The organism is Bacillus sp. NMCC4 (genome assembly GCF_002998555.1).
GTDB lineage: Bacteria > Bacillota > Bacilli > Bacillales > Bacillaceae > Bacillus.
In genome coordinates this window covers 272,039-290,848 of record NZ_PVRA01000002.1, presented here as the reverse complement: position 1 = coordinate 290,848, position 18,810 = coordinate 272,039, and the positions used below count along the sequence as shown (strand labels likewise).

Here is an 18,810-nt window from a genome sequence, read left to right as displayed (position 1 = left end):
CTCAAAGTATTATAGTTGATTCGTTTTTAAAAAACTAGAGAAAACCTAATGAAATTTTGATATTTCTTAGGACATAACCATTCCGCCATCTACTTGGATGGTTTGGCCTGTAATATAACCTGCTCCTTCTGAAGCTAAAAAGACAACGACGTTGCTAATATCTTCAGGTGCACCAAAGCGTGCAAGCGGGATTTGTTTGAGCATTTCAGACTGCACATTCTCATCAAGCTTGTCTGTCATATCTGTCGAAATAAAGCCTGGTGCTACTGCATTGACTGTAATATGACGGGTTGCCAGCTCTTTTGCTGTTGTTTTCGTTAACCCGATGACGCCAGCTTTTGCTGCAACATAGTTTGCTTGTCCAGGGTTTCCACATACGCCAACCACTGAAGCCAAGTTGATGATTCTTCCGCTGCGCTGTTTCATCATTTGACGTGTCACGGCTTTTGTACAGTTAAAGACCCCTTTTAAGTTTATGTTAATGACGTCATCCCATTCATTTTCTTTCATTCTCATGAGCAGGTTGTCCTTTGTGATCCCTGCATTATTGACAAGGATGTCAATTGAACCAAATGTGTCAATTGCTTGTTTCATGAGCGCTTGTACTTCTTCAGCATTTGAAACATCAGCTTTAACGGCAAATGCCTGCTGGCCAAGTGCTTTGATTTCGTCTACGACTTCATTTGCTTTTGCTTCGTTTCCAGAATAGTTGACGACAACATTTGCACCATTCTTCGCTAAATCGATCGCGATGGAACGGCCAATCCCGCGTGATGCACCTGTTACAACGGCTGTTTTATTTGTCAGCATCAAGAATCCTCCTTCAATGTTTGAATAGCTGCTTCAATTGTTTCCTGATCTGAAACAGAAATGGTTGTCAGGCGGCGATTGACCTTTTTCACAAGGCCTGAAAGTACTTTGCCCGGACCAATTTCAATAAACGTTGTCACGCCTAAATCAATGAGGCGTTCCACACTTTCTTCAAATCGAACAGGAGAATACAATTGTTCAATGAGCTTTGTCTCAATAGCATCACGAGATGTGACGATGTCTGCTGTTACATTTGAGATCACTGGTGTTTTGGCATCCGAAATGTCTAGCTTTGACAGAACATCTGTGAATTTTTCAGCGGCTGGTTTCATTAAGGCAGAATGGAAAGGTCCGCTCACTTCAAGGGCAATCGCACGTTTTGCGCCTTTTTCTTTCGCTTTCTCTGAAGCTAGTTCTACACCTTTTGCTGTACCAGAGATGACGATTTGACCAGGACAGTTTAGGTTAGCGAGTTCTACAAGGTGACCGCTTTCTGTCACTTCTTTTGTCACTTCTAGAAGCGCCGCTTGATCTAAGCCAAGAATCGCTGCCATGGCGCCTTCTCCTGCTGGAACAGCTTCGTTCATTAATTCGCCGCGCTTTCTTACTGCATAGACAGCATCTTGAAACGAAAGTGCGCCTGCTGCAACGAGAGCCGTATATTCACCAAGGCTATGTCCTGCTGCGTAATCTGCTTTGATTCCGCTCTCTTCAAATTTCTTTAAGATGGCGATACTTGTCGTTAAAAGAGCTGGCTGCGCGTTATAAGTGAGCGTCAGTTCTTCTGCATCTCCTTCAAAAATCATCGAAGATAAGTCAAAACCGAGGGTCTTGTCTGCTTCTTCAAATACAGCTTTAGATACTGCTTCTTGGTCAAATAAATCTTTTCCCATGCCAATTTTTTGAGAGCCTTGGCCAGGGAATAAAAATGCAATTTTAGTCATGCTGCTTTACCTCCATTAAGACTCGTTCGTGGTTTCTTTTTGGACTTCTTGATGAATGATGGCTGAAACGTCTTTTTCTACGATATCACGTGCCTGACGAATTGCATGAAAAATGGCGTTTTCATCAGAGGAGCCGTGTGCTTTAATGACAGGTGCTTTTAAACCAAATAAAGCGGCACCGCCATATTCGGAGTAATCCATTTTAGACTTCATCTGCATCAATTTCGGCTTCATCATGCCAGCTGCTATTTTTGCTGTGAAGCTGGATGTTAATGTTTCTTTCAGCATTTTAAATACAGAAAGGGCTGTGCCTTCAATCGTTTTCAAGGCGATATTTCCTGTGAAACCATCTGTGACAACAACATCAGCAACACCTTCTAGTAAATCACGAGACTCCACATTTCCTACGAAATTCAAGTCTGATGCTTTTAATAATTCAAAGGTTTTTTTCGTGAGATCGTTACCTTTTTTATCTTCTGTTCCTACATTTAACAATCCAACGCGCGGATTGCTCTTTGGAAAGACACGCTCTGCGTAGATTGATCCCATCATGGCATATTGCATTAGGTGTTCTGGTTTCGCATCAACGTTTGCGCCGACATCCAGTAATAAAAACCCGCTGCCATCAAGTGTTGGCAGTGTTGGAGCAAGTGCCGGTCTGTCTATGCCGTCGATTCTGCCTACGATAAACAATCCTGCTGTCATGAGAGCTCCAGTATTTCCTGCTGAGATGCAGGCATCTGCACGTCCCTCGGATACTTCCTGCGCCATTTTCACCATAGATGAATCCTTTTTACGTCTAACTGCACGCACTGGTTCATCTGTCGGTTCAATGACTTCTTTTGCATCTAAAATCGTGATGCGCTCGTTATTTGTTATGTATGGTTTGATTTTGTTTTCATCGCCGACAAGTGTAATCTCGATATCTGAAAATGCCGTTAAGCTTTTTTGCACACCGTCAATAATGGCTTTAGGGGCATGGTCTCCCCCCATTGCATCGACTGCAATTCTCATATTACGTGCCACCTTTTACTTTTGTTTTGAGCGATACATGACGAAGTCACCTGAGAAGACAACTTCCTCACCGACATAGCTGTTTACTTCAACTACAGTTCTGCCTTTTTCTTTATCATGTGAGGCTACTTTAGCTTTTGAGACGACTCGTTCGCCTTGTTTAACCTGCCTTGTAAATCTGATATTCGCTTTTGCTGTCAGCGCCAGTTCATCGTCGATGACGGCTACTGCGAGCGAATTAGCCTGGGCGAAGAGATGATGTCCCCTGGCAATTTGATTTCGGCTAAATACATGCTCTTTTCTCACTTCTAAAATGGAAATGGCTTGGTCATCAAGCTCTACATCAATCATTTCTCCAATCACTTCATCCAGCGGAAGTGACTTCACTTCATCCTCTAATGTCTTTTCGGCCACATGCTTAATTCTTTCGCGTAATTCAGGAATCGACAGTTCCAAACGATCAAGACGAACCGTTTGAATGCTTACACCGAATTTACTTGCCAATTCTTCATCAGTAATGAACGGAGTCGAGCTGATCGTTTGCTGGAGAAGCTTTTGACGTTCTTTTTTATTTAGTTTCATATGCAGACACCATCCGTACATTTATGACTAGGTACTAATAGTAGTATATAATCTCATAGATGATAAATCAATCCTTGTTTCAAAAAGACAAGAAAATTCCTCCAGCGCTTGATCAGCTTAATTTATCTCCGCCCAGCACCCCGCTGTCTACAAGTGTTTGCCGAAGTTCTTTGTATTCGGGGTCTGTCCAAAATGCGTCTGATTGCACAAGTTCTGCCGCATCTTTTCTAGCGGTTTCCAGCGCTCTGTAGTCATGAACCATATCTGCTACTTTAAATTCAGGCATTCCGCTTTGTTTTTTACCGAAGAAATCGCCGGGTCCTCTTAGTTCTAAGTCCTTTTCAGACAGCTCAAAACCGTCGGTTGTTTCGGACATGATCCGCATCCGCTCTTTCCCCGTTTCTGATTTTGGATCCGCCATTAAAACACAAAATGATTGATGCTCTCCGCGTCCAACCCGGCCTCTGAGCTGATGAAGCTGAGACAGTCCGAAGCGGTCTGCATCATAAATGACCATGATGGTCGCATTCGGTACGTTGACCCCGACTTCAACGACTGTGGTTGAAACGAGAATTTGAACTTCATTTGCTGTAAAGTCTCTCATCACCTGATCTTTTTCGTCACTCGCCAGTTTCCCGTGCATTAAGCCGATCGACCACTTACCACGGTAAGCCTCTGTCAGCATACTGTGGACATCGATCGCATTTTGCACATCCAGCTTGTCTGATTCTTCTATGAGCGGACAAATAATATACGCCTGTCTTCCTTTTCTCAGCTCTTTATCCACAAATGCAAGAATCCTCTCAAGCATGTCATGCTTGACCCAATACGTTTCGATCTGTTTTCTGCCGGCTGGTAATTCATCAATGACGGATACGTCCATTTCTCCAAAGACAGTGATTGCAAGTGTTCGCGGAATAGGTGTGGCAGTCATAAACAAGACATCTGGGTCCTGCCCTTTACTTCTTAGTTTTTTTCGCTGTTCTACGCCAAACCGGTGCTGCTCATCTGTGATAACAAGACCGAGCTGCTGAAATTCGACTTCGTCTTGAATGAGCGCATGCGTACCGACTAATATATCAATCTCGCCCTCTTTTAGACGTTCCAGCAATTCTCTGCGGCGCTTTCCTTTCACAGAGCTTGTCAGAAGGGCGATATTCAGTCCCCATTTTTCAAACAGCTGGTAAAGTGAATCTGCATGCTGTTCTGCCAAAATCTCTGTTGGGACCATTAATGCACCTTGATAGCCGGATAAATGAGCGGCATAAAGCGCAATGGCTGCAACAGCTGTTTTCCCTGAGCCTACATCCCCTTGAAGCAGACGGTTCATCCGGTACGGGGATGCCATATCAGACATAATTTCATCAAGCACTCTTGATTGTGCCTTTGTCAGCGGAAATGGCAGGCTGTGAACAAACTCAAAAACAGCCTCTTTGGAAAACGGATGCTGGATGCCTGATGTTTTTTCTCGCTCTTTCTTTCTGATTGCCTGCATCTTCAACTGAAAGATGAGAAATTCCTCGTACACAAAGCGGCGTCTTGCTTGCTTGAGCGAGTCTCTTGTTTCTGGCAGGTGAATGGTTTTTAATGCTTCCTGATAGGACATGAGTTTATAGGTAGAGACAAGCTGCTTTGGCAGTGGATCTTCAGCTTTATCTACATAAAGTGACAGGGCCTGTTTCACAAAGCGTCTCATCATCTTCACGGTTACATTTTCTTTTACTGAATAAACAGGCTCTATACTGCCATCTTGCTCGTGCGTCCCTTTTTTAAATTCCTGCACCATGATGGATTGACGGTTTTTATCCCATTTCCCAGTGACGGATACTGTATCACCTAAAACAAGGCTTCGTTTTAAATAAGGGCGATTGAAGCAAATCGCTGTGATGAGAAAACGCCCGACAAGCAGCCTGAATGTCAGCCTGCTTCGTTTTTTTCCATAATAGGTGAGGACGGGCTCACTGTGCACTTTCCCTTCAACTGTGACACGTTCATCATGCTTAACTTCTTCTAAATTACGAAGCTCATAGTCGTCATATCGATAAGGAAAGTAGCCAAGCAAATCGGCTACTGTATAGATTCCAAGTTCATTGAGTGTTTTTTCGGTTTCTTCTCCAATCCCTTTGAGGACAGAGACATTATCTTGCAGTTTCTGTATCACGAGATGAGGTCACACCTCCGAAAATCTTCTTTTCAAGCTCTCTTGCTGTCGGTGTTGCAGCAAGTCCGCCTTGTGCTGTTTCACGAAGTGCCGTTGGCATGGTTTGACCGATTTTATACATCGCATCAATGACTTCATCACATGGAATACGGCTTGTGATGCCGGCAAGTGCCATATCTGCTGCGATCATCGCATTTGATGCACCCATTGCGTTTCGTTTTACGCACGGTACCTCGACAAGTCCAGCTACTGGGTCACAAACAAGTCCAAGCATATTTTTCAGTGTAATCGCCATCGCTTCAGCAGATTGCTGAGGTGTACCGCCTGCCATTTCGACAATGGCTGCTGCCGCCATACCTGATGCTGAACCTACCTCTGCCTGACAGCCGCCTGCTGCACCAGAGATGCTCGCATTATTGGCCACAACAAAGCCAAATGCGCCAGAGGTGAATAGGAATCTGACCATTTGTTCCTTAGTTGGCTTTAATGTTTCTTTTACAGCAAATAACGTACCCGGCACAACACCTGCTGAGCCTGCTGTAGGCGTTGCACAAATCGTCCCCATTGCGGCATTGACTTCATTCGTTGCCACTGCCTTACTGACAGCATCTAATATAGTATGTCCAGACAGCGTTTTGCCTGATGCGATATATGCTTGAAGTTTGACCGCATCTCCGCCTGTTAAACCTGATAATGATTTCACACCTTTCAGCCCGTTTTCTACGGCCTGTTCCATCACTTCTAGGTTGCGGTACATCTGGGAGAAAATATCTTCACGTGACTTCCCTGTCACTTCCATTTCTTGCGCGATCATTATTTCTGAAATGGAGGTATTCCGTTCTTCTGTTAGCTGCACGAGTTCTTTGACGTTTTTAAACATCATTCATAACCTCCTTGTTGTTACTCTGCAATTTGTGTGACTTGAATAATGTTTGGCAGCGTTTCAAGCTCTGATAGGACAGCTGGGTCAATATTTTGATCCACTTCGATGGTCATCAAAGCCTCTTGCCCGACATCTTTACGTGCCACTTCCATATGACCGATGTTGATGGCGAATTTCGCTAACACATTGGCCACTGCTGCAATCGTGCCGTAGCGATCGTTATGAACCACAAGAATGGCAGGATGATTTCCTGAAAGCCTGAGCTCAAAGCCATTCAGTTCAGTGATTTCAATTTTACCACCGCCGATGGAAATCCCGATTAATTCAAGCTTTCCATTTGCATCTGATATCTCTACTTTTGCTGTATTCGGATGCGCTGGCACCGCATCTTCTTCTTTAAATTCAATGTCGATCTCTTTGCTTTTTGCAATATCAATCGCTGTTTTGATGCGTTCATCAAATGTATCAAAATCAAGAACACCGCCGATAATGGCGACATCTGTACCGTGTCCTTTATACGTATCTTTAAAAGAGCCATAAAATGAAACGACAATTTGTTTCGGTTCTCTTCCAAATAAGCTGCGAGCCACTCTCCCTATACGAGCCGCACCCGCTGTGTGCGAACTTGATGGACCAATCATGACGGGTCCAATAATATCAAACACACTTCTAAATTTCATAGGTCTTCCCCTCTCATAACCACTCACATATTGGTTTGGTTCTTTCTTTAGACTAATGGATTCATTCGTTTCCCGCAACTCATTTCACCGTTGAATCACTAGTAAAAAATTGCAAAAGAAGAAGAAGGGCTTTATTTGCCCTTCTTTCGTTATTCAACAGCCAAAATATATGAATAAAGCGGCTGTTTTCCATCGTGGACTTCAACTTCTACATCTTCAAATGTTTCTTCAATAAAGGCTTCTAACGCATCCATCTCTTCAGATGATGCATCTTCCCCTTTAATGATCGTGACAATCTCATCATCTTCTGTCACCATTTTGGTCAAAAGCTCTTTTGCTGCATCTAATTGATTTTTCGCGGTTAAGGTAATTTTCCCGTTAAAGAGACCCATATAATCGCCCTTGGCAATGTCGATTCCATCAATTTGGGTATCTCTCACTGCAAAGGTAATTTGGCCGCTTTTCACGTGGTCAATCGCTTCTAGCATTGCTGCTTCGTTGTCTTCATTTGAAGCTGCTTCATTTAGAGAAAGAAGTGCCGACATTCCTTGGGGAACGGTCTTCGTCGGAATGACAACGACCTCACGACTTGAGACAGTTGCCGCCTGTTTCGCTGCCATGACAATATTAGAATTATTAGGTAAGATAAAGACGGTTTCGGCATGTACGCTTTCAATTGCTGTGACAATGTCTTCTGTGCTCGGGTTCATCGTCTGTCCGCCTTCAATGACGACGGAAGCTCCGATACTTTTAAACAAGTCAGCAATTCCTTCTCCCATTGCGACACTGACTACTCCAAAGCGCTGTTTTTCAGCAGCAGGTGCCTTTGGTGCAGCGGGCGCGTGTTCTCTTTCTTCGTTCACAATCGAGCTATGCTGCTCTCTCATATTTTCAATTTTCATATTGATCAGGCTGCCGTAGCGCTGTGCATAGGATAAGACATCTCCAGGCTGCTCTGCATGAATATGAACTTTCGCCAGCGTTTCATCAGACACCACAAGAAGTGAATCTCCGAATTCGCTTAAGTCTTCTCTGAAGGCATTCTCATCAAAGGACTGTTTGTCTTCTTCAAATTTCACCATAAATTCAGTACAATAACCAAATTCGATATCTTCAGTGTTCATATGGCTTTGTGCACTTTTATGATGCTCTGCACTGACAAGTTCTTTTAACGTTGGCAAAGAGGCCGCTTTCAGATGGAGGTCCTCTCCTCTTAATGAAGCAAGGAAACCTTCATATACGCATAGAAGTCCTTTACCCCCACTATCGACAACGCCCACTTCTTTTAAAACAGGAAGCAGATCCGGCGTTCGATCAAGTGATGCTCTCGCTTCCTCAATCGTTAACTCAAGAACGCGGTCAATGTCATTTTCTGCCGCTGAAACAGCAACCGCTTTCTTTGCTGCATCCTTTGCAACCGTTAAGATGGTCCCTTCAATCGGTTTCATCACGGCTTTATATGCTGTATCAACACCTGCCTGTAAGGCAAGGGCAAATTCTTTTGCATCAATCGTTTCTTTTTGTTCGATATGTTTACTGAAACCTCTAAAGAGCTGTGAAAGGATCACGCCTGAGTTTCCTCTTGCGCCCATCAATAGCCCTTTTGACAGGGCCACGCCGACCTTCCCAATATGATCGGTATTTGTTTCTTCAACTGATTTTGCCCCTGAAGTCATCGACAAATTCATATTTGTCCCCGTGTCTCCGTCTGGCACTGGAAAAACATTTAACGCATCAACAATTTGTGCGTTTTGAGAAAGATGGTGAGCACCTGCAAGAATCATTTTTGCAAATGAACGGCCATCAAGATTTCTAATAGACAATATATTTCCTCCTTACTACGGGTTCGTAACTCTTACTCCTTGTACATAAATGTTGACCGAATCAACAGAAAGTCCAACTGTGTGAGAAATCGTATATTTGACTTTCGTTTGAACATTATGTGCGACTTCTGATATTTTTGTACCGTAGCTGACGATGATGTACATATCAATATGAATGCGGTCTTCTTTTTGACGCACAAGAACACCCCGGCTGAAGTTCTCTTTGCGGAGAATATCCGTCAAGCCGTCCTTGATTTGATTTTTGGACGCCATCCCAACAATACCATAGCAATCGATCGCAGCGCCTCCTGCCACCATTGCAATGACTTCATTTGATATATCAATTTGTCCGTATTTCGTTCTAAGTTCAATGGACACATTGGTTCCCCCTTTTTGAGAAATTGCCCTGAGTTATCACTATTTTACTATAAGACCCTTCTTTTTAAAAGAAATCATTCAATCCGACCCAATCCTACTTATACTATAGCCTTGATTTTTTATCAAGATGTCAAGGTATTTTTCTTGAAAGAGGAGTAAACAATCCTTGCAAACCCCTTGAAGCTGTGGTAAATTATTAAAGTATCTTGAGGCATCTCTAAGTACGTATATGAAGAATATGATGATGTTTTCGCAGTTAGGAGGGAAACAAATGGCACGTAAATGCGTTATTACAGGCAGAAAAACAAAAGCTGGGAACAACCGTTCTCACGCAATGAACTCTACAAAACGTACATGGGGCGCGAACCTTCAAAAAGTTCGTATTCTAGTGGACGGTAAGCCTAAAAGAGTATATGTATCAGCTCGAGCTTTGAAATCTGGTAAAGTTGAGCGTGTATAAGCAAGAGTAAACGCCTGCTACAATGAATTGTAGCAGGCGTTTTTATGTGGAAATAAAGGAGATTACTCATTAATCTTTCTTAAATGAACCAAGCATCGCACGGACAATGCCGCCAAGAAATCTAGGCAGTTTGATTGTATAAAATTTCATTTTGTCCCCCTCCTAAAAGTACCGCTTGCAGCACAATTGAGCTTAATCAGCCATCCACATTGATAGGTTGGTCAATCTTTGCTTCTTACCATTATTAATATGCCTTCATGAAAAGAAAAAGTACCATTTGAGTGGATGAGTTCGTTACTAATACATAGTGTGGAACCAGGCTCAATATGACAATTTTTCAGAGGATATTTGAAACCTTTTAATGTCAGCTTTTCAACGGGTGTTCCAAAGGGTAGAAACGACACATATTGTTTATCCTGATCTTCTTTTATTTCGTATGTACCAGGTTCAAACATTTGAATGATATTTTGTTTGTCTACAAGGGTGATATTCTGCTTGTGCTGAATCCCTTTGTAAAGAAGATGGATATTTCCTAGAAAATGATCAGCCCTTCCTCCCGTAATACCGTAGATGTAAATATGTGCTGGATGCTGACTCAGTGCCCAGTTCAGTGCAAGCTCTAAATCGGTTTCATCCTTTTCAGCTTGAAATACATTCAGGGCAGGCAATTTTTCTTTCAGCTCCCGAAGCTCTTCTTCTGTCACACTGTCAAAATCACCAAAGGCTTTGGCAGGGATGATGCCTTGCTCTAGTAAGAAGAGGGTTCCACGGTCTACGCCAATCCAGAGAATATCCTTCTGTGATGCTTCATGTTCAAGTGGCGGAATGTATTCAAAAGGACCGCCGGCTACGATATGTATGTGCATGATATACGCTCCTGTCTATATAAAAAGAACCAAAGATCACAATGACTTTGGTTCCTTTCTTTACGCTTCTCGAATTGCCTGGATAGCTGCTGCGCGGTTGTCTTTACCGTATACCGCAGAGCCCGCTACAAGTAAATTAGCGCCTGCTTCTTTGCAATCCTTTGCAGTCTCTACATTGACACCGCCGTCTATTTCTATCAGTAAATCGGTTAAGCCCTTTTGTTCACTCAGTGCTTTTACTTCTTTTACCTTCGTGAGAACAGATGGAATAAATGCTTGTCCCCCAAAACCAGGATTTACCGTCATGAATAACACAAGGTCCACATCCTCTAATACATGCTCAATGTGAGAAACAGGTGTGTGAGGATTCAAGACGACCCCTGCTTTTACACCTTGTTCTTTAATGTGCTGTATTGTTCGGTGTAAGTGCGGACAAGCTTCCACATGAACAGAAATAATATCAGCGCCTGCTTTTGCGAATGCAGGAATATACCGGTCTGGCTGCTCAATCATTAAGTGAACATCAAGCGGAAGACGCGTATGCGGTCTGATCGCTTCGACAACATTCGGCCCAAATGTCATATTCGGTACAAAATGACCGTCCATGACATCGATATGAATGTAATCCGCACCGCCTTGTTCCACATCACGGATATCTTTCTCCAAATTGGCAAAATCTGCTGATAAAATGGAAGGGGCAATATAAACCATGATTTAGTACCTCGGCTTTCTGTCTTTGATTTCAGTTAAAAACTCTAAATAATGCTGATAGCGATACTCTCTGATTTGATCATGCTCGACCGCATCTTTTATCGCACAGCCAGGCTCTTTCACGTGCAGGCAGCCTCTAAATTTACAATCTGCACTCCGCTCTCTGATGTCTAAAAAGTATAGACCTAGATCTTCTGCTTCGATGCCAGTAAATTCGAGCGAGCTAAAGCCAGGAGTATCTGCAATGAGCCCGTCTGCTGTTCGAATAAGTTCAACATGCCTTGTCGTATGCTTTCCTCGTCCGAGATGGGATGAGATATCATTTGTTTTCAGCGCCAATTCAGGACTCATCGCATTTAAAAGGGAGGACTTGCCTACACCAGACTGACCGGCAAATACCGTAATTTTATTGTGAAAATGCGGGGTCAGCTTCTCAATTCCGTCTCCCTCCATCGTAGAGGTTAAATGAACATCATAGCCAATTTGCCGATAGTCGTCTGCATATGCCTCGATAGTTTCACGCTCTTGATCTGTTTTCAATAAGTCCATTTTAGTGATGCAGATAATCGGCTCAATATGATTGGCTTCAACAAGCACTAAAAATCTGTCTAAGAGTGATGTGCTAAAGGTTGGTTCTGCTGCTGAGAAAACAAGTACCGCTTGATCGACGTTACTAATAGGGGGACGAACAAGTTCGTTTGTCCGTTCTTTTACTTCTAATAAGTAGCCTTCTTTATCGTTGTCTGCTTGATACACGACATAATCTCCAACAAGAGGTGTGATTTTGTTTTTTCGAAAAATGCCTCTTGCTCTGCACTGAACCACTTTTCCACTTTCTTTTGACTCATCCAGCACATAGTAGAATCCGCTTAATGCTTTAATAATTTTGCCCTCAGGCATAAAGTCCCTCCTTTATTCATCATCAGGGTATTCGATCGTTTTAGAGCTTACGACTTTATCATCAACCGTCACTTGATAATATCCTTTTTGACCTGGTTCAATCTTAAACTTAATGGTCCGCTCAGTCGGCGCAGTGATTTTAAAGCTTTCATATGAATCAGAGATGCTATGCTCCGCATCATCAATGGAAATTTGGACATTCATCTCCTGCCCTTCCGTTTCTGGTTCATAAGGGATCGCAATCTTTTCAGTCACCGTTTTGGCTGGTTTTTCCTTCGGTCCAAGAGAGAATGTAATCTTGACCGTATCACCTGGTTTAACAGCAGTTCCTGCTCCTGGTTCCTGCTTCATGACCTCGCCTTTTGGTACTTCGTCAGAATGCGCTTCTTTTTCATCAAGCTTTAATCCGTTATCCTCTAAATAATTCGATGCCGCCTGCTTACTATACGTCGTTAAATCACGTAATGTAATATCGGCAGGACCTATGCTGACAGTCAACGTGACTTCTTCATCTGCTGCTACAAGCTCTGTATTCGCTGAAGGATTCTGTTCCATGACAATCCCAGATTCGGTGTCATTATCATTCACTTCCTCCACAACGACCTGTTTAAACCCTTTTTTCTCTAATAATTCTTTTGCTTTATCGACCTTTTCGCCTGTAACATCAGGTAATTCGGTCTTTTCCTTGCCAGTACTTTCGTAAAGCTGAATCTCTGTCCCTTCTTTTACCTTTGTGCCGATTTTAGGATCTGTTTTGACGACGAGACCTTTTTCAATTTTCTCATCAGCGATCTCTATTGACTCCGAAGCGACGGTAAACCCAGCTTTCTTCAAGGTATCTTCTGCTTTTTCAACCGTCATGCCAGATACATCCGTGACCTCAACATCTTTTGGAAAAAGCAGCCCTGGAAACACAGTGATGGCTAAAATCGTCGCAGCGGTCAAAATAAATAAGATGGATGCCACAATCCATGGCCATTTTTTTCGTTTCTTTTTCGGCTTTTGTTTCTCTTTTTTCTTCGGTTTTTGAGCCGGGTGGACAGCTGTTTTTTCATTGTCTTGATCGATTAGATGATCTTGAATGATTGGGATCGCTTTCGTTGCTTCATGGTCTTCTTCAATGACAAAGCGTTTTTCTTTTAATCTGGCTGGATCGAAAGCGGTTTTTAAGTCTTTTTGCATTTCAGATGCATCTTCATATCGATAAAATGGATCTTTGGCCATCGCCTTTAAAATGATGTTTTCCACGCTTTGTGGAACAGAAGGATTCCATCTCCTCACAGATGGAGGCTCTGATTGCAAATGCTTCAGTGCGACACTGACAGCCGATTCCCCTTCAAATGGCATGCGTCCTGAGATGAGTTCATAAAGCACAATCCCAAGCGAATAGATGTCTGACTTTTTCGTTGCAAGACCTCCGCGTGCTTGTTCTGGAGACAAATAGTGCACGGAGCCTAGGACAGAATTTGTATGGGTAATGGTCGCTGAGCTGAGTGCCATGGCAATCCCAAAATCAGTGACTTTGATATTCCCCAAATTGTCTATTAATATATTGTGAGGCTTAATGTCACGGTGGACGAGCTGTTTCGCATGGGCTTCTTCCATCGCCGCAACGACTTGCTCCATGATGCGAACGGCTTCTTTCGGATGAAGCGGGCCATTGGCGTGTATGTATTCTTTCAGCGTCATCCCCTCGACATATTCCATGACAATATAATAAATATCATCTTCTTCCCCTACATCGTAGATGCTGACAATATTCGAATGATCTAAGCTTGCAGCTGATTGCGCTTCCCGCCGGAATCGTCTAATAAAATCATCATCGCTCGCAAAGTCAAACCGCAAAATTTTAATCGCTACTTCGCGATCTAAAATCATATCCTCCGCCAAATAGACGTTTGCCATTCCGCCTCCGCCTATGACGCGAAGAATCTGATAACGGCCGCTGATCCTTTTTCCGATCAACACTTGCTGTCACCCTCCTCTGGCTGGGAGGAGATTTCTAACAGTACTGCTGTAATGTTATCTTCACCGCCGTTGTCATTCGCTGTTTGAATTAACTCTGTTACTTTTTCCTCTGGTGCGTTCGTTTGCGTTAAAATATGAATCAAATTCTCTTCTTCTACTTTATTCGATAGACCATCTGAGCAAAGCAGGATTTGATCTCCTGGGTCCACTTCAAAGGTGCGTGCATCAATTTGAACACGTTTATCTGTTCCTAATGCTTTCGTGAGCACATTTTTTCTTGGATGATATTCTGCATCCGCTTTTGAAATTTCACCTGTTTTCACAAGTTCATTCACAAGTGAATGATCATCCGTTAATTGGGTCAGCGCTCCTTCTCTTAGCAGGTAGCAGCGGCTGTCTCCAATATGCGCAATTGTGACCGTTTGCAAATGAACGAGCGCACACACAATGGTCGTCCCCATTCCTTGGCACTCCTCATTGTTTTTCGCATGTTCATATACTTGGTCATTAATGTCACTGATTTTTGAGATTAACCAGCTTTCTTGATCGGCTGGCTTTTCTGGAATTGAAGATGTTTTTTCCCAGTATTCTTTCAAAGAAGAGACTGCCATCTTGCTGGCGACATCACCAGCAAGATGACCTCCCATGCCGTCTGCTACAACAGCGAGAAGTGAGTCTTCTTTTGCTTCAAAAATACCTGCATCATCTTCATTATGCTGACGGACTTTTCCTGTATCGGTAAGAAAGGCTGCCCTTATCAACATTCGTCACCTCGTCTCTTCCTGACGCTCCTTCGCTCTTAGCTGACCGCAAGCAGCATCAATGTCATGGCCTTGCTCTCGTCTAATCGTTACGTTTACGCCGCGTTCTTTCAGCGTTTTTTCAAATAGGAAGATTTGTTCTCTAGGTGTTCTCACATAATCTCTCTCTGGTACATAGTTCACCGGAATGAGGTTTACGTGGCACTTGATTCCTTTTAATAGGTCTGCAAGTTCTTCCGCATGGTGAACTTGATCATTTACTCCGCCAAACAGGCCGTATTCAAAGCTGACACGTCTACCCGTCTTTTGAATGTAGTATTCAATGGCTTCCATTAATTTTGGCAGCTTATATGCCTTATTGATCGGCATCAGGCGGCTTCTGATCTCTGTGTTCGGTGCGTGCAGAGATACAGCAAAGTTGATTTGCATTTGCTCATCAGCGAATTGATAGATCTTTGGAATGATTCCGCTTGTCGAAACTGTAATATGACGTGCACCAATATTTAAGCCGTTGTCATGGTTGATGATTTTAAGGAAGGCAAGCATTTCTTCAAAGTTATCAAACGGTTCGCCAATTCCCATGATGACAACAGAGCTGACTCTCTCATCTGTTTCGTCAAGTGCCTGCTGCACTTTTAATACTTGTGCAACGATTTCTCCCGCTTCAAGGTTTCGTTTTAAACCGCCAAGTGTAGATGCACAGAATGTACAGCCAATTCTACAGCCAACCTGAGTCGTGACACAGACAGAGTTTCCATATTCGTGACGCATAAGCACTGTTTCAATTGTATAGCCATCATGCAGTTCAAATAAAAACTTGATCGTTCCGTCCTGAGACGTTTGTTTGATCACGGTTTTTAAAGTTGTGATTGTAAATTGATCTTTTAATTTTTCTCTTAAATCTTTGGAGAGGTTAGACATTTCATCAAAGGATGTCACACGTTTCTCATAAAGCCACTCAAAAATTTGAGCTGCGCGGAAAGGCTTTTCGTCTTGTTCTTTTAACCATTCTTTCATTTCGTGAAGCTCAAATGAATAAATCGACGGCATATCTGTTTTCAGTTCTTTTCTTACTTTTTGTTCTGTCATTTTTTATCCCTTCTTTCTCATGCTGCAAATAAAGAAACCATCTGTTCCGAAATAATGAGGAAGAATTTGTACACTTCCGTTTTGAACAAACGGAGCAACCTGCTCAGGCAGCCGTTCATTAAGAGATAGATCGGGTTCGAAGTCTTGGTGTTCTTGTAAAAACGCATGAATCACTTGTTGATTTTCTGTTGGGTCCATTGTACATGTACTATATACAAGGGTTCCGCCAGGCTTTAAAAGCGGAGCTGCTTCTTTTAAAATTGCCTGCTGAATAGCAGCAAGCCTTGCTGAGTCTTCTGGAGACTTAGTATATTTCATATCTGGTTTTCGTCTGATGACGCCAAAACCAGAACACGGCGCATCAATCAGAATACGGTCAAATGAAGCTTCGCTGTAATAGTCTTTCGCTTTCCTCGCATCAAGCGCTTTTGCCTCAATCTGAGTAAGGTTCAGGCGTTTTGCTGCTTGTTTGATGAGTTTCACTTTGTGTTCATGTAAATCAAGTGAAACAATTTGTCCTTCGTCGTTCATACGCTCTGCGATATGTGTTGATTTTCCGCCTGGAGCCGCACAGGCGTCAAGCACTGTTTCTCCCGGCTGAGGGTCTAGTGCTCTTGCGACAAGCATTGAGCTTTCATCTTGAATGGTCACATAGCCTTCTTGAAAAGAAGGGGTTGAAACGATGGACCCTTTCATCAGCTTGAGTGCATCTTCAGATAAGTCGCCGAGCTCCGTTTCGATTCCGGCATCCAGCAGTTCTTGCTGCAATGCCGCGCGGCCGGTTTTCATTCGATTGACACGGAGGGTTTGCTTTGGCGGCACTAAATGAATGCGGCACATGCTTTCTGCCGCTTCAAATCCGTACGACTGAACCCATTCCTGCACGAGCCATAATGGGTGGCTTGTCTCAATTGAAAGCCGCTTGACCGGATCTTTGATGTCATCAAAAGCCGGAACACCTTCTCTTTGCACGGAACGAAGAACGCCGTTCACAAGTGAAGAAATGCCCTTGTGCCCTCTCTTTTTCGTTAGCTCAACTGCTTCATGGATGGCTGCACGGTCTGGAATCTTTTCAAGGTAGACCATTTGATAAAGAGACATCCGCAAAAGCTGCATGACCCATGGAGCCACCTTTTGCGGTTTTTTCACAAATGGTGCCAGCATATAATCTAATGCCAGCTTATTTTGCAGTGTACCGTACACAAGCTCTGTTAAGAGCGGTTTGTCCTGATCTGCCAAGTCTTTGTCTTTCATGACTGACTGCAAAAGCAAATTACTGTAAGCTTGGTTTTGTTCAAGTTTGATTAAAGCGTCCAGCGCTACTTCTCTCACATTACTTTTCTTCATTCATTAACCCTAATTTCTGTCCAATTTCGATATTTGCGCCTCTTAAGAAGTCTTCGCCGCTCATTTTTTTCTTACCAGCTGGCTGCACACCTGTTAATAAAAGGCCTTGCTTATTCCCAGTTCCAATGACCGGACCTTCTTTTTGAAGCTCAATCACTTTCCCAGGTTCTTCTTGCACTTGAAGTGGAACTTTTTTCGCTTCCCATACTTTTAGATGAGCCCCGTTCCATTCAGTATAGGCAACTGGCCATGGATTTAAGCCGCGAACTTGGTTGTAAAGCTCTTCTCCGGTCTTTGTCCAGTCTAACCTTTCTTGCTCTCGCTTTATATTAGGTGCGTACGTTGCCGCTTCTTCATTTTGCGGAATTGGAGAAATAGATCCGCTCAGAACATTTGGCACAGTATCTTTCAGCAATGCGGCGCCTGCTACACTTAATTTGTCATGTAATGTACCGACATTGTCTAATTCGTCGATTTCTACTTCTACTTTACTGATCATGTCCCCTGCATCGAGTCGTTCCACCATGTACATGATGGTGACGCCTGTTTTCTTTTTACCTTGAAGGATCGCATAATGGATCGGCGCGCCGCCTCTTAGTTCTGGCAGCAGTGAGGCATGAACATTGATACAGCCAAACTGAGGTTCTTCCAGTAATCGTTTTGGTAGAATTTGTCCAAATGCCGCCGTTACAATTAAATCGGGCTTTAATGAAAGCACTTTATCAATTTCTTCATCAAGACGCACCTTTTCAGGCTGCAGTACAGGAATGCCGTGCTTTAAGGCTTCTACTTTCACAGGAGGCGGTGTGAGTACTCGTTTTCTGCCTTTTGGGCGATCTGGCTGCGTGACGACCCCGACAACTTCGTATCCTTCTGTTATGAGTGTTTGCAGCACAGGTACTGAGAAATCAGGGGTTCCCATAAATACAATACGTGCCATTTTCTTCACCCTTCCATTTCCGCAAGTTCTTTTTCTGTATAGGTTTGAATGATTTTCGACGTGAATAATATACCGTCTAAATGATCAATTTCGTGCAATAAGGCTCTTGCTAAAAATCCTTCTGCTTCTATTGTAAATGGTTTGCCTTTCTTATCAAAGGCTTTTACCTTCACATAGCTCGGTCTTTCTACTGTGCCATATAAAGATGGAAAGCTCAGGCAGCCTTCAATATCTGTTTGACTTCCTTTCACTTCAAGAACCTCGGGATTCACTAAATCAATTCTGCCAGGTTCTTCTCCGATATCGACAACAGCCATTCTTTGTGAAATGCCGATTTGTGGTGCTGCTAGTCCGACTCCATCTAGCTCAAGCATTGTATCATACATATCATCAAGCAGTTTTTTGAGCTTTTTATCGAACGTATCAACAGGCTCTGCCTTTTGTTCAAGTACTTCTGCCGGATGTATGACTATTGGTTTTACTGCCACTTAAA

General features: G+C 43.1%; 20 protein-coding genes. 1 reads left to right on the top strand and 19 read right to left on the bottom strand.

What is annotated here, in order from left to right:
• Window positions 1-66: 66 nt before the first annotated feature.
• From fabG to C6Y02_RS05700, 9 genes are all read right to left on the bottom strand, one after another.
• Complete coding sequence (gene fabG, locus C6Y02_RS05740; protein WP_060596235.1) at window positions 67-810, bottom strand: 3-oxoacyl-[acyl-carrier-protein] reductase; 744 nt, start codon at window positions 808-810, stop codon at window positions 67-69.
• Window positions 810-1,754, bottom strand: coding sequence for an ACP S-malonyltransferase (gene fabD / locus C6Y02_RS05735; RefSeq protein ID WP_066030920.1), 945 nt, complete (start codon window positions 1,752-1,754; stop codon window positions 810-812). Before fabD ends, fabG begins: the two co-directional genes overlap by 1 nt.
• A 15-nt stretch (window positions 1,755-1,769) precedes the next feature.
• Window positions 1,770-2,768 (bottom strand): phosphate acyltransferase PlsX, encoded by a 999-nt coding sequence (gene plsX, locus C6Y02_RS05730; protein ID WP_034662420.1) that lies wholly within the window; start codon window positions 2,766-2,768, stop codon window positions 1,770-1,772.
• A gap of 15 nt (window positions 2,769-2,783) precedes the next feature.
• A complete protein-coding gene (fapR, locus tag C6Y02_RS05725) occupies window positions 2,784-3,350 on the bottom strand; it encodes a transcription factor FapR (RefSeq protein ID WP_024424199.1) in 567 nt (188 codons plus the stop codon).
• Window positions 3,351-3,462: 112 nt separating this feature from the next.
• Complete coding sequence (gene recG, locus C6Y02_RS05720) at window positions 3,463-5,511, bottom strand: ATP-dependent DNA helicase RecG (protein WP_060596232.1); 2,049 nt, start codon at window positions 5,509-5,511, stop codon at window positions 3,463-3,465.
• Window positions 5,489-6,391 (bottom strand): L-serine ammonia-lyase, iron-sulfur-dependent, subunit alpha, encoded by a 903-nt coding sequence (sdaAA, locus tag C6Y02_RS05715; RefSeq protein WP_034663849.1) that lies wholly within the window; start codon window positions 6,389-6,391, stop codon window positions 5,489-5,491. Before sdaAA ends, recG begins: the two co-directional genes overlap by 23 nt.
• A gap of 20 nt (window positions 6,392-6,411) precedes the next feature.
• The gene (gene sdaAB, locus C6Y02_RS05710; protein WP_034662425.1) at window positions 6,412-7,074 is read right to left on the bottom strand and encodes an L-serine ammonia-lyase, iron-sulfur-dependent subunit beta; all 663 of its coding nucleotides are present in this window, start codon (window positions 7,072-7,074) and stop codon (window positions 6,412-6,414) included.
• A gap of 149 nt (window positions 7,075-7,223) precedes the next feature.
• Window positions 7,224-8,897: a DAK2 domain-containing protein gene (locus C6Y02_RS05705; RefSeq protein ID WP_106030833.1), complete on the bottom strand. Its 1,674-nt coding sequence runs from the start codon at window positions 8,895-8,897 to the stop codon at window positions 7,224-7,226.
• Window positions 8,898-8,912: 15 nt separating this feature from the next.
• Window positions 8,913-9,275, bottom strand: a complete 363-nt coding sequence (locus tag C6Y02_RS05700; protein ID WP_003211680.1) for an Asp23/Gls24 family envelope stress response protein — start codon at window positions 9,273-9,275, stop codon at window positions 8,913-8,915.
• Between the two features lie 271 nt (window positions 9,276-9,546).
• Here C6Y02_RS05700 and rpmB point away from each other — a divergent pair, with 271 nt between their 5' ends.
• Entirely contained in the window at window positions 9,547-9,735 is a 189-nt protein-coding gene (gene rpmB, locus C6Y02_RS05695; protein WP_003212514.1) for a 50S ribosomal protein L28, read from the top strand.
• 69 nt (window positions 9,736-9,804) lie between these two features.
• Here rpmB and spoVM read toward each other — a convergent pair whose 3' ends face one another.
• The 10 genes from spoVM to def form a co-directional block, all read right to left on the bottom strand.
• Window positions 9,805-9,885, bottom strand: a complete 81-nt coding sequence (gene spoVM / locus C6Y02_RS05690; RefSeq protein ID WP_008354550.1) for a stage V sporulation protein SpoVM — start codon at window positions 9,883-9,885, stop codon at window positions 9,805-9,807.
• 71 nt (window positions 9,886-9,956) lie between these two features.
• Window positions 9,957-10,601: a thiamine diphosphokinase gene (locus tag C6Y02_RS05685; RefSeq protein ID WP_106030832.1), complete on the bottom strand. Its 645-nt coding sequence runs from the start codon at window positions 10,599-10,601 to the stop codon at window positions 9,957-9,959.
• Between the two features lie 60 nt (window positions 10,602-10,661).
• The gene (gene rpe, locus C6Y02_RS05680) at window positions 10,662-11,312 is read right to left on the bottom strand and encodes a ribulose-phosphate 3-epimerase (RefSeq protein WP_060596225.1); all 651 of its coding nucleotides are present in this window, start codon (window positions 11,310-11,312) and stop codon (window positions 10,662-10,664) included.
• 3 nt (window positions 11,313-11,315) lie between these two features.
• Window positions 11,316-12,212 carry a ribosome small subunit-dependent GTPase A gene (rsgA, locus tag C6Y02_RS05675; RefSeq protein WP_106030831.1) on the bottom strand — a complete coding sequence of 299 codons (897 nt, stop codon included), beginning with the start codon at window positions 12,210-12,212 and terminating at the stop codon, window positions 11,316-11,318.
• Between the two features lie 12 nt (window positions 12,213-12,224).
• A complete protein-coding gene (gene pknB, locus C6Y02_RS05670; RefSeq protein ID WP_106030830.1) occupies window positions 12,225-14,180 on the bottom strand; it encodes a Stk1 family PASTA domain-containing Ser/Thr kinase in 1,956 nt (651 codons plus the stop codon).
• Window positions 14,174-14,944: a Stp1/IreP family PP2C-type Ser/Thr phosphatase gene (locus C6Y02_RS05665; RefSeq protein ID WP_034662439.1), complete on the bottom strand. Its 771-nt coding sequence runs from the start codon at window positions 14,942-14,944 to the stop codon at window positions 14,174-14,176. Before C6Y02_RS05665 ends, pknB begins: the two co-directional genes overlap by 7 nt.
• 3 nt (window positions 14,945-14,947) lie before the next feature.
• Window positions 14,948-16,030, bottom strand: a complete 1,083-nt coding sequence (gene rlmN, locus C6Y02_RS05660) for a dual-specificity RNA methyltransferase RlmN (RefSeq protein WP_034662441.1) — start codon at window positions 16,028-16,030, stop codon at window positions 14,948-14,950.
• A 3-nt stretch (window positions 16,031-16,033) separates the two neighbouring features.
• Window positions 16,034-17,377, bottom strand: a complete 1,344-nt coding sequence (gene rsmB, locus C6Y02_RS05655) for a 16S rRNA (cytosine(967)-C(5))-methyltransferase RsmB (protein ID WP_034662444.1) — start codon at window positions 17,375-17,377, stop codon at window positions 16,034-16,036.
• Complete coding sequence (gene fmt, locus C6Y02_RS05650; protein ID WP_106030829.1) at window positions 17,364-18,317, bottom strand: methionyl-tRNA formyltransferase; 954 nt, start codon at window positions 18,315-18,317, stop codon at window positions 17,364-17,366. The genes rsmB and fmt overlap by 14 nt, the downstream gene beginning before the upstream one ends.
• Window positions 18,318-18,322: 5 nt before the next feature.
• A complete protein-coding gene (def, locus tag C6Y02_RS05645; RefSeq protein ID WP_034662448.1) occupies window positions 18,323-18,805 on the bottom strand; it encodes a peptide deformylase in 483 nt (160 codons plus the stop codon).
• Between the last annotated feature and the right edge of the window lie 5 nt (window positions 18,806-18,810).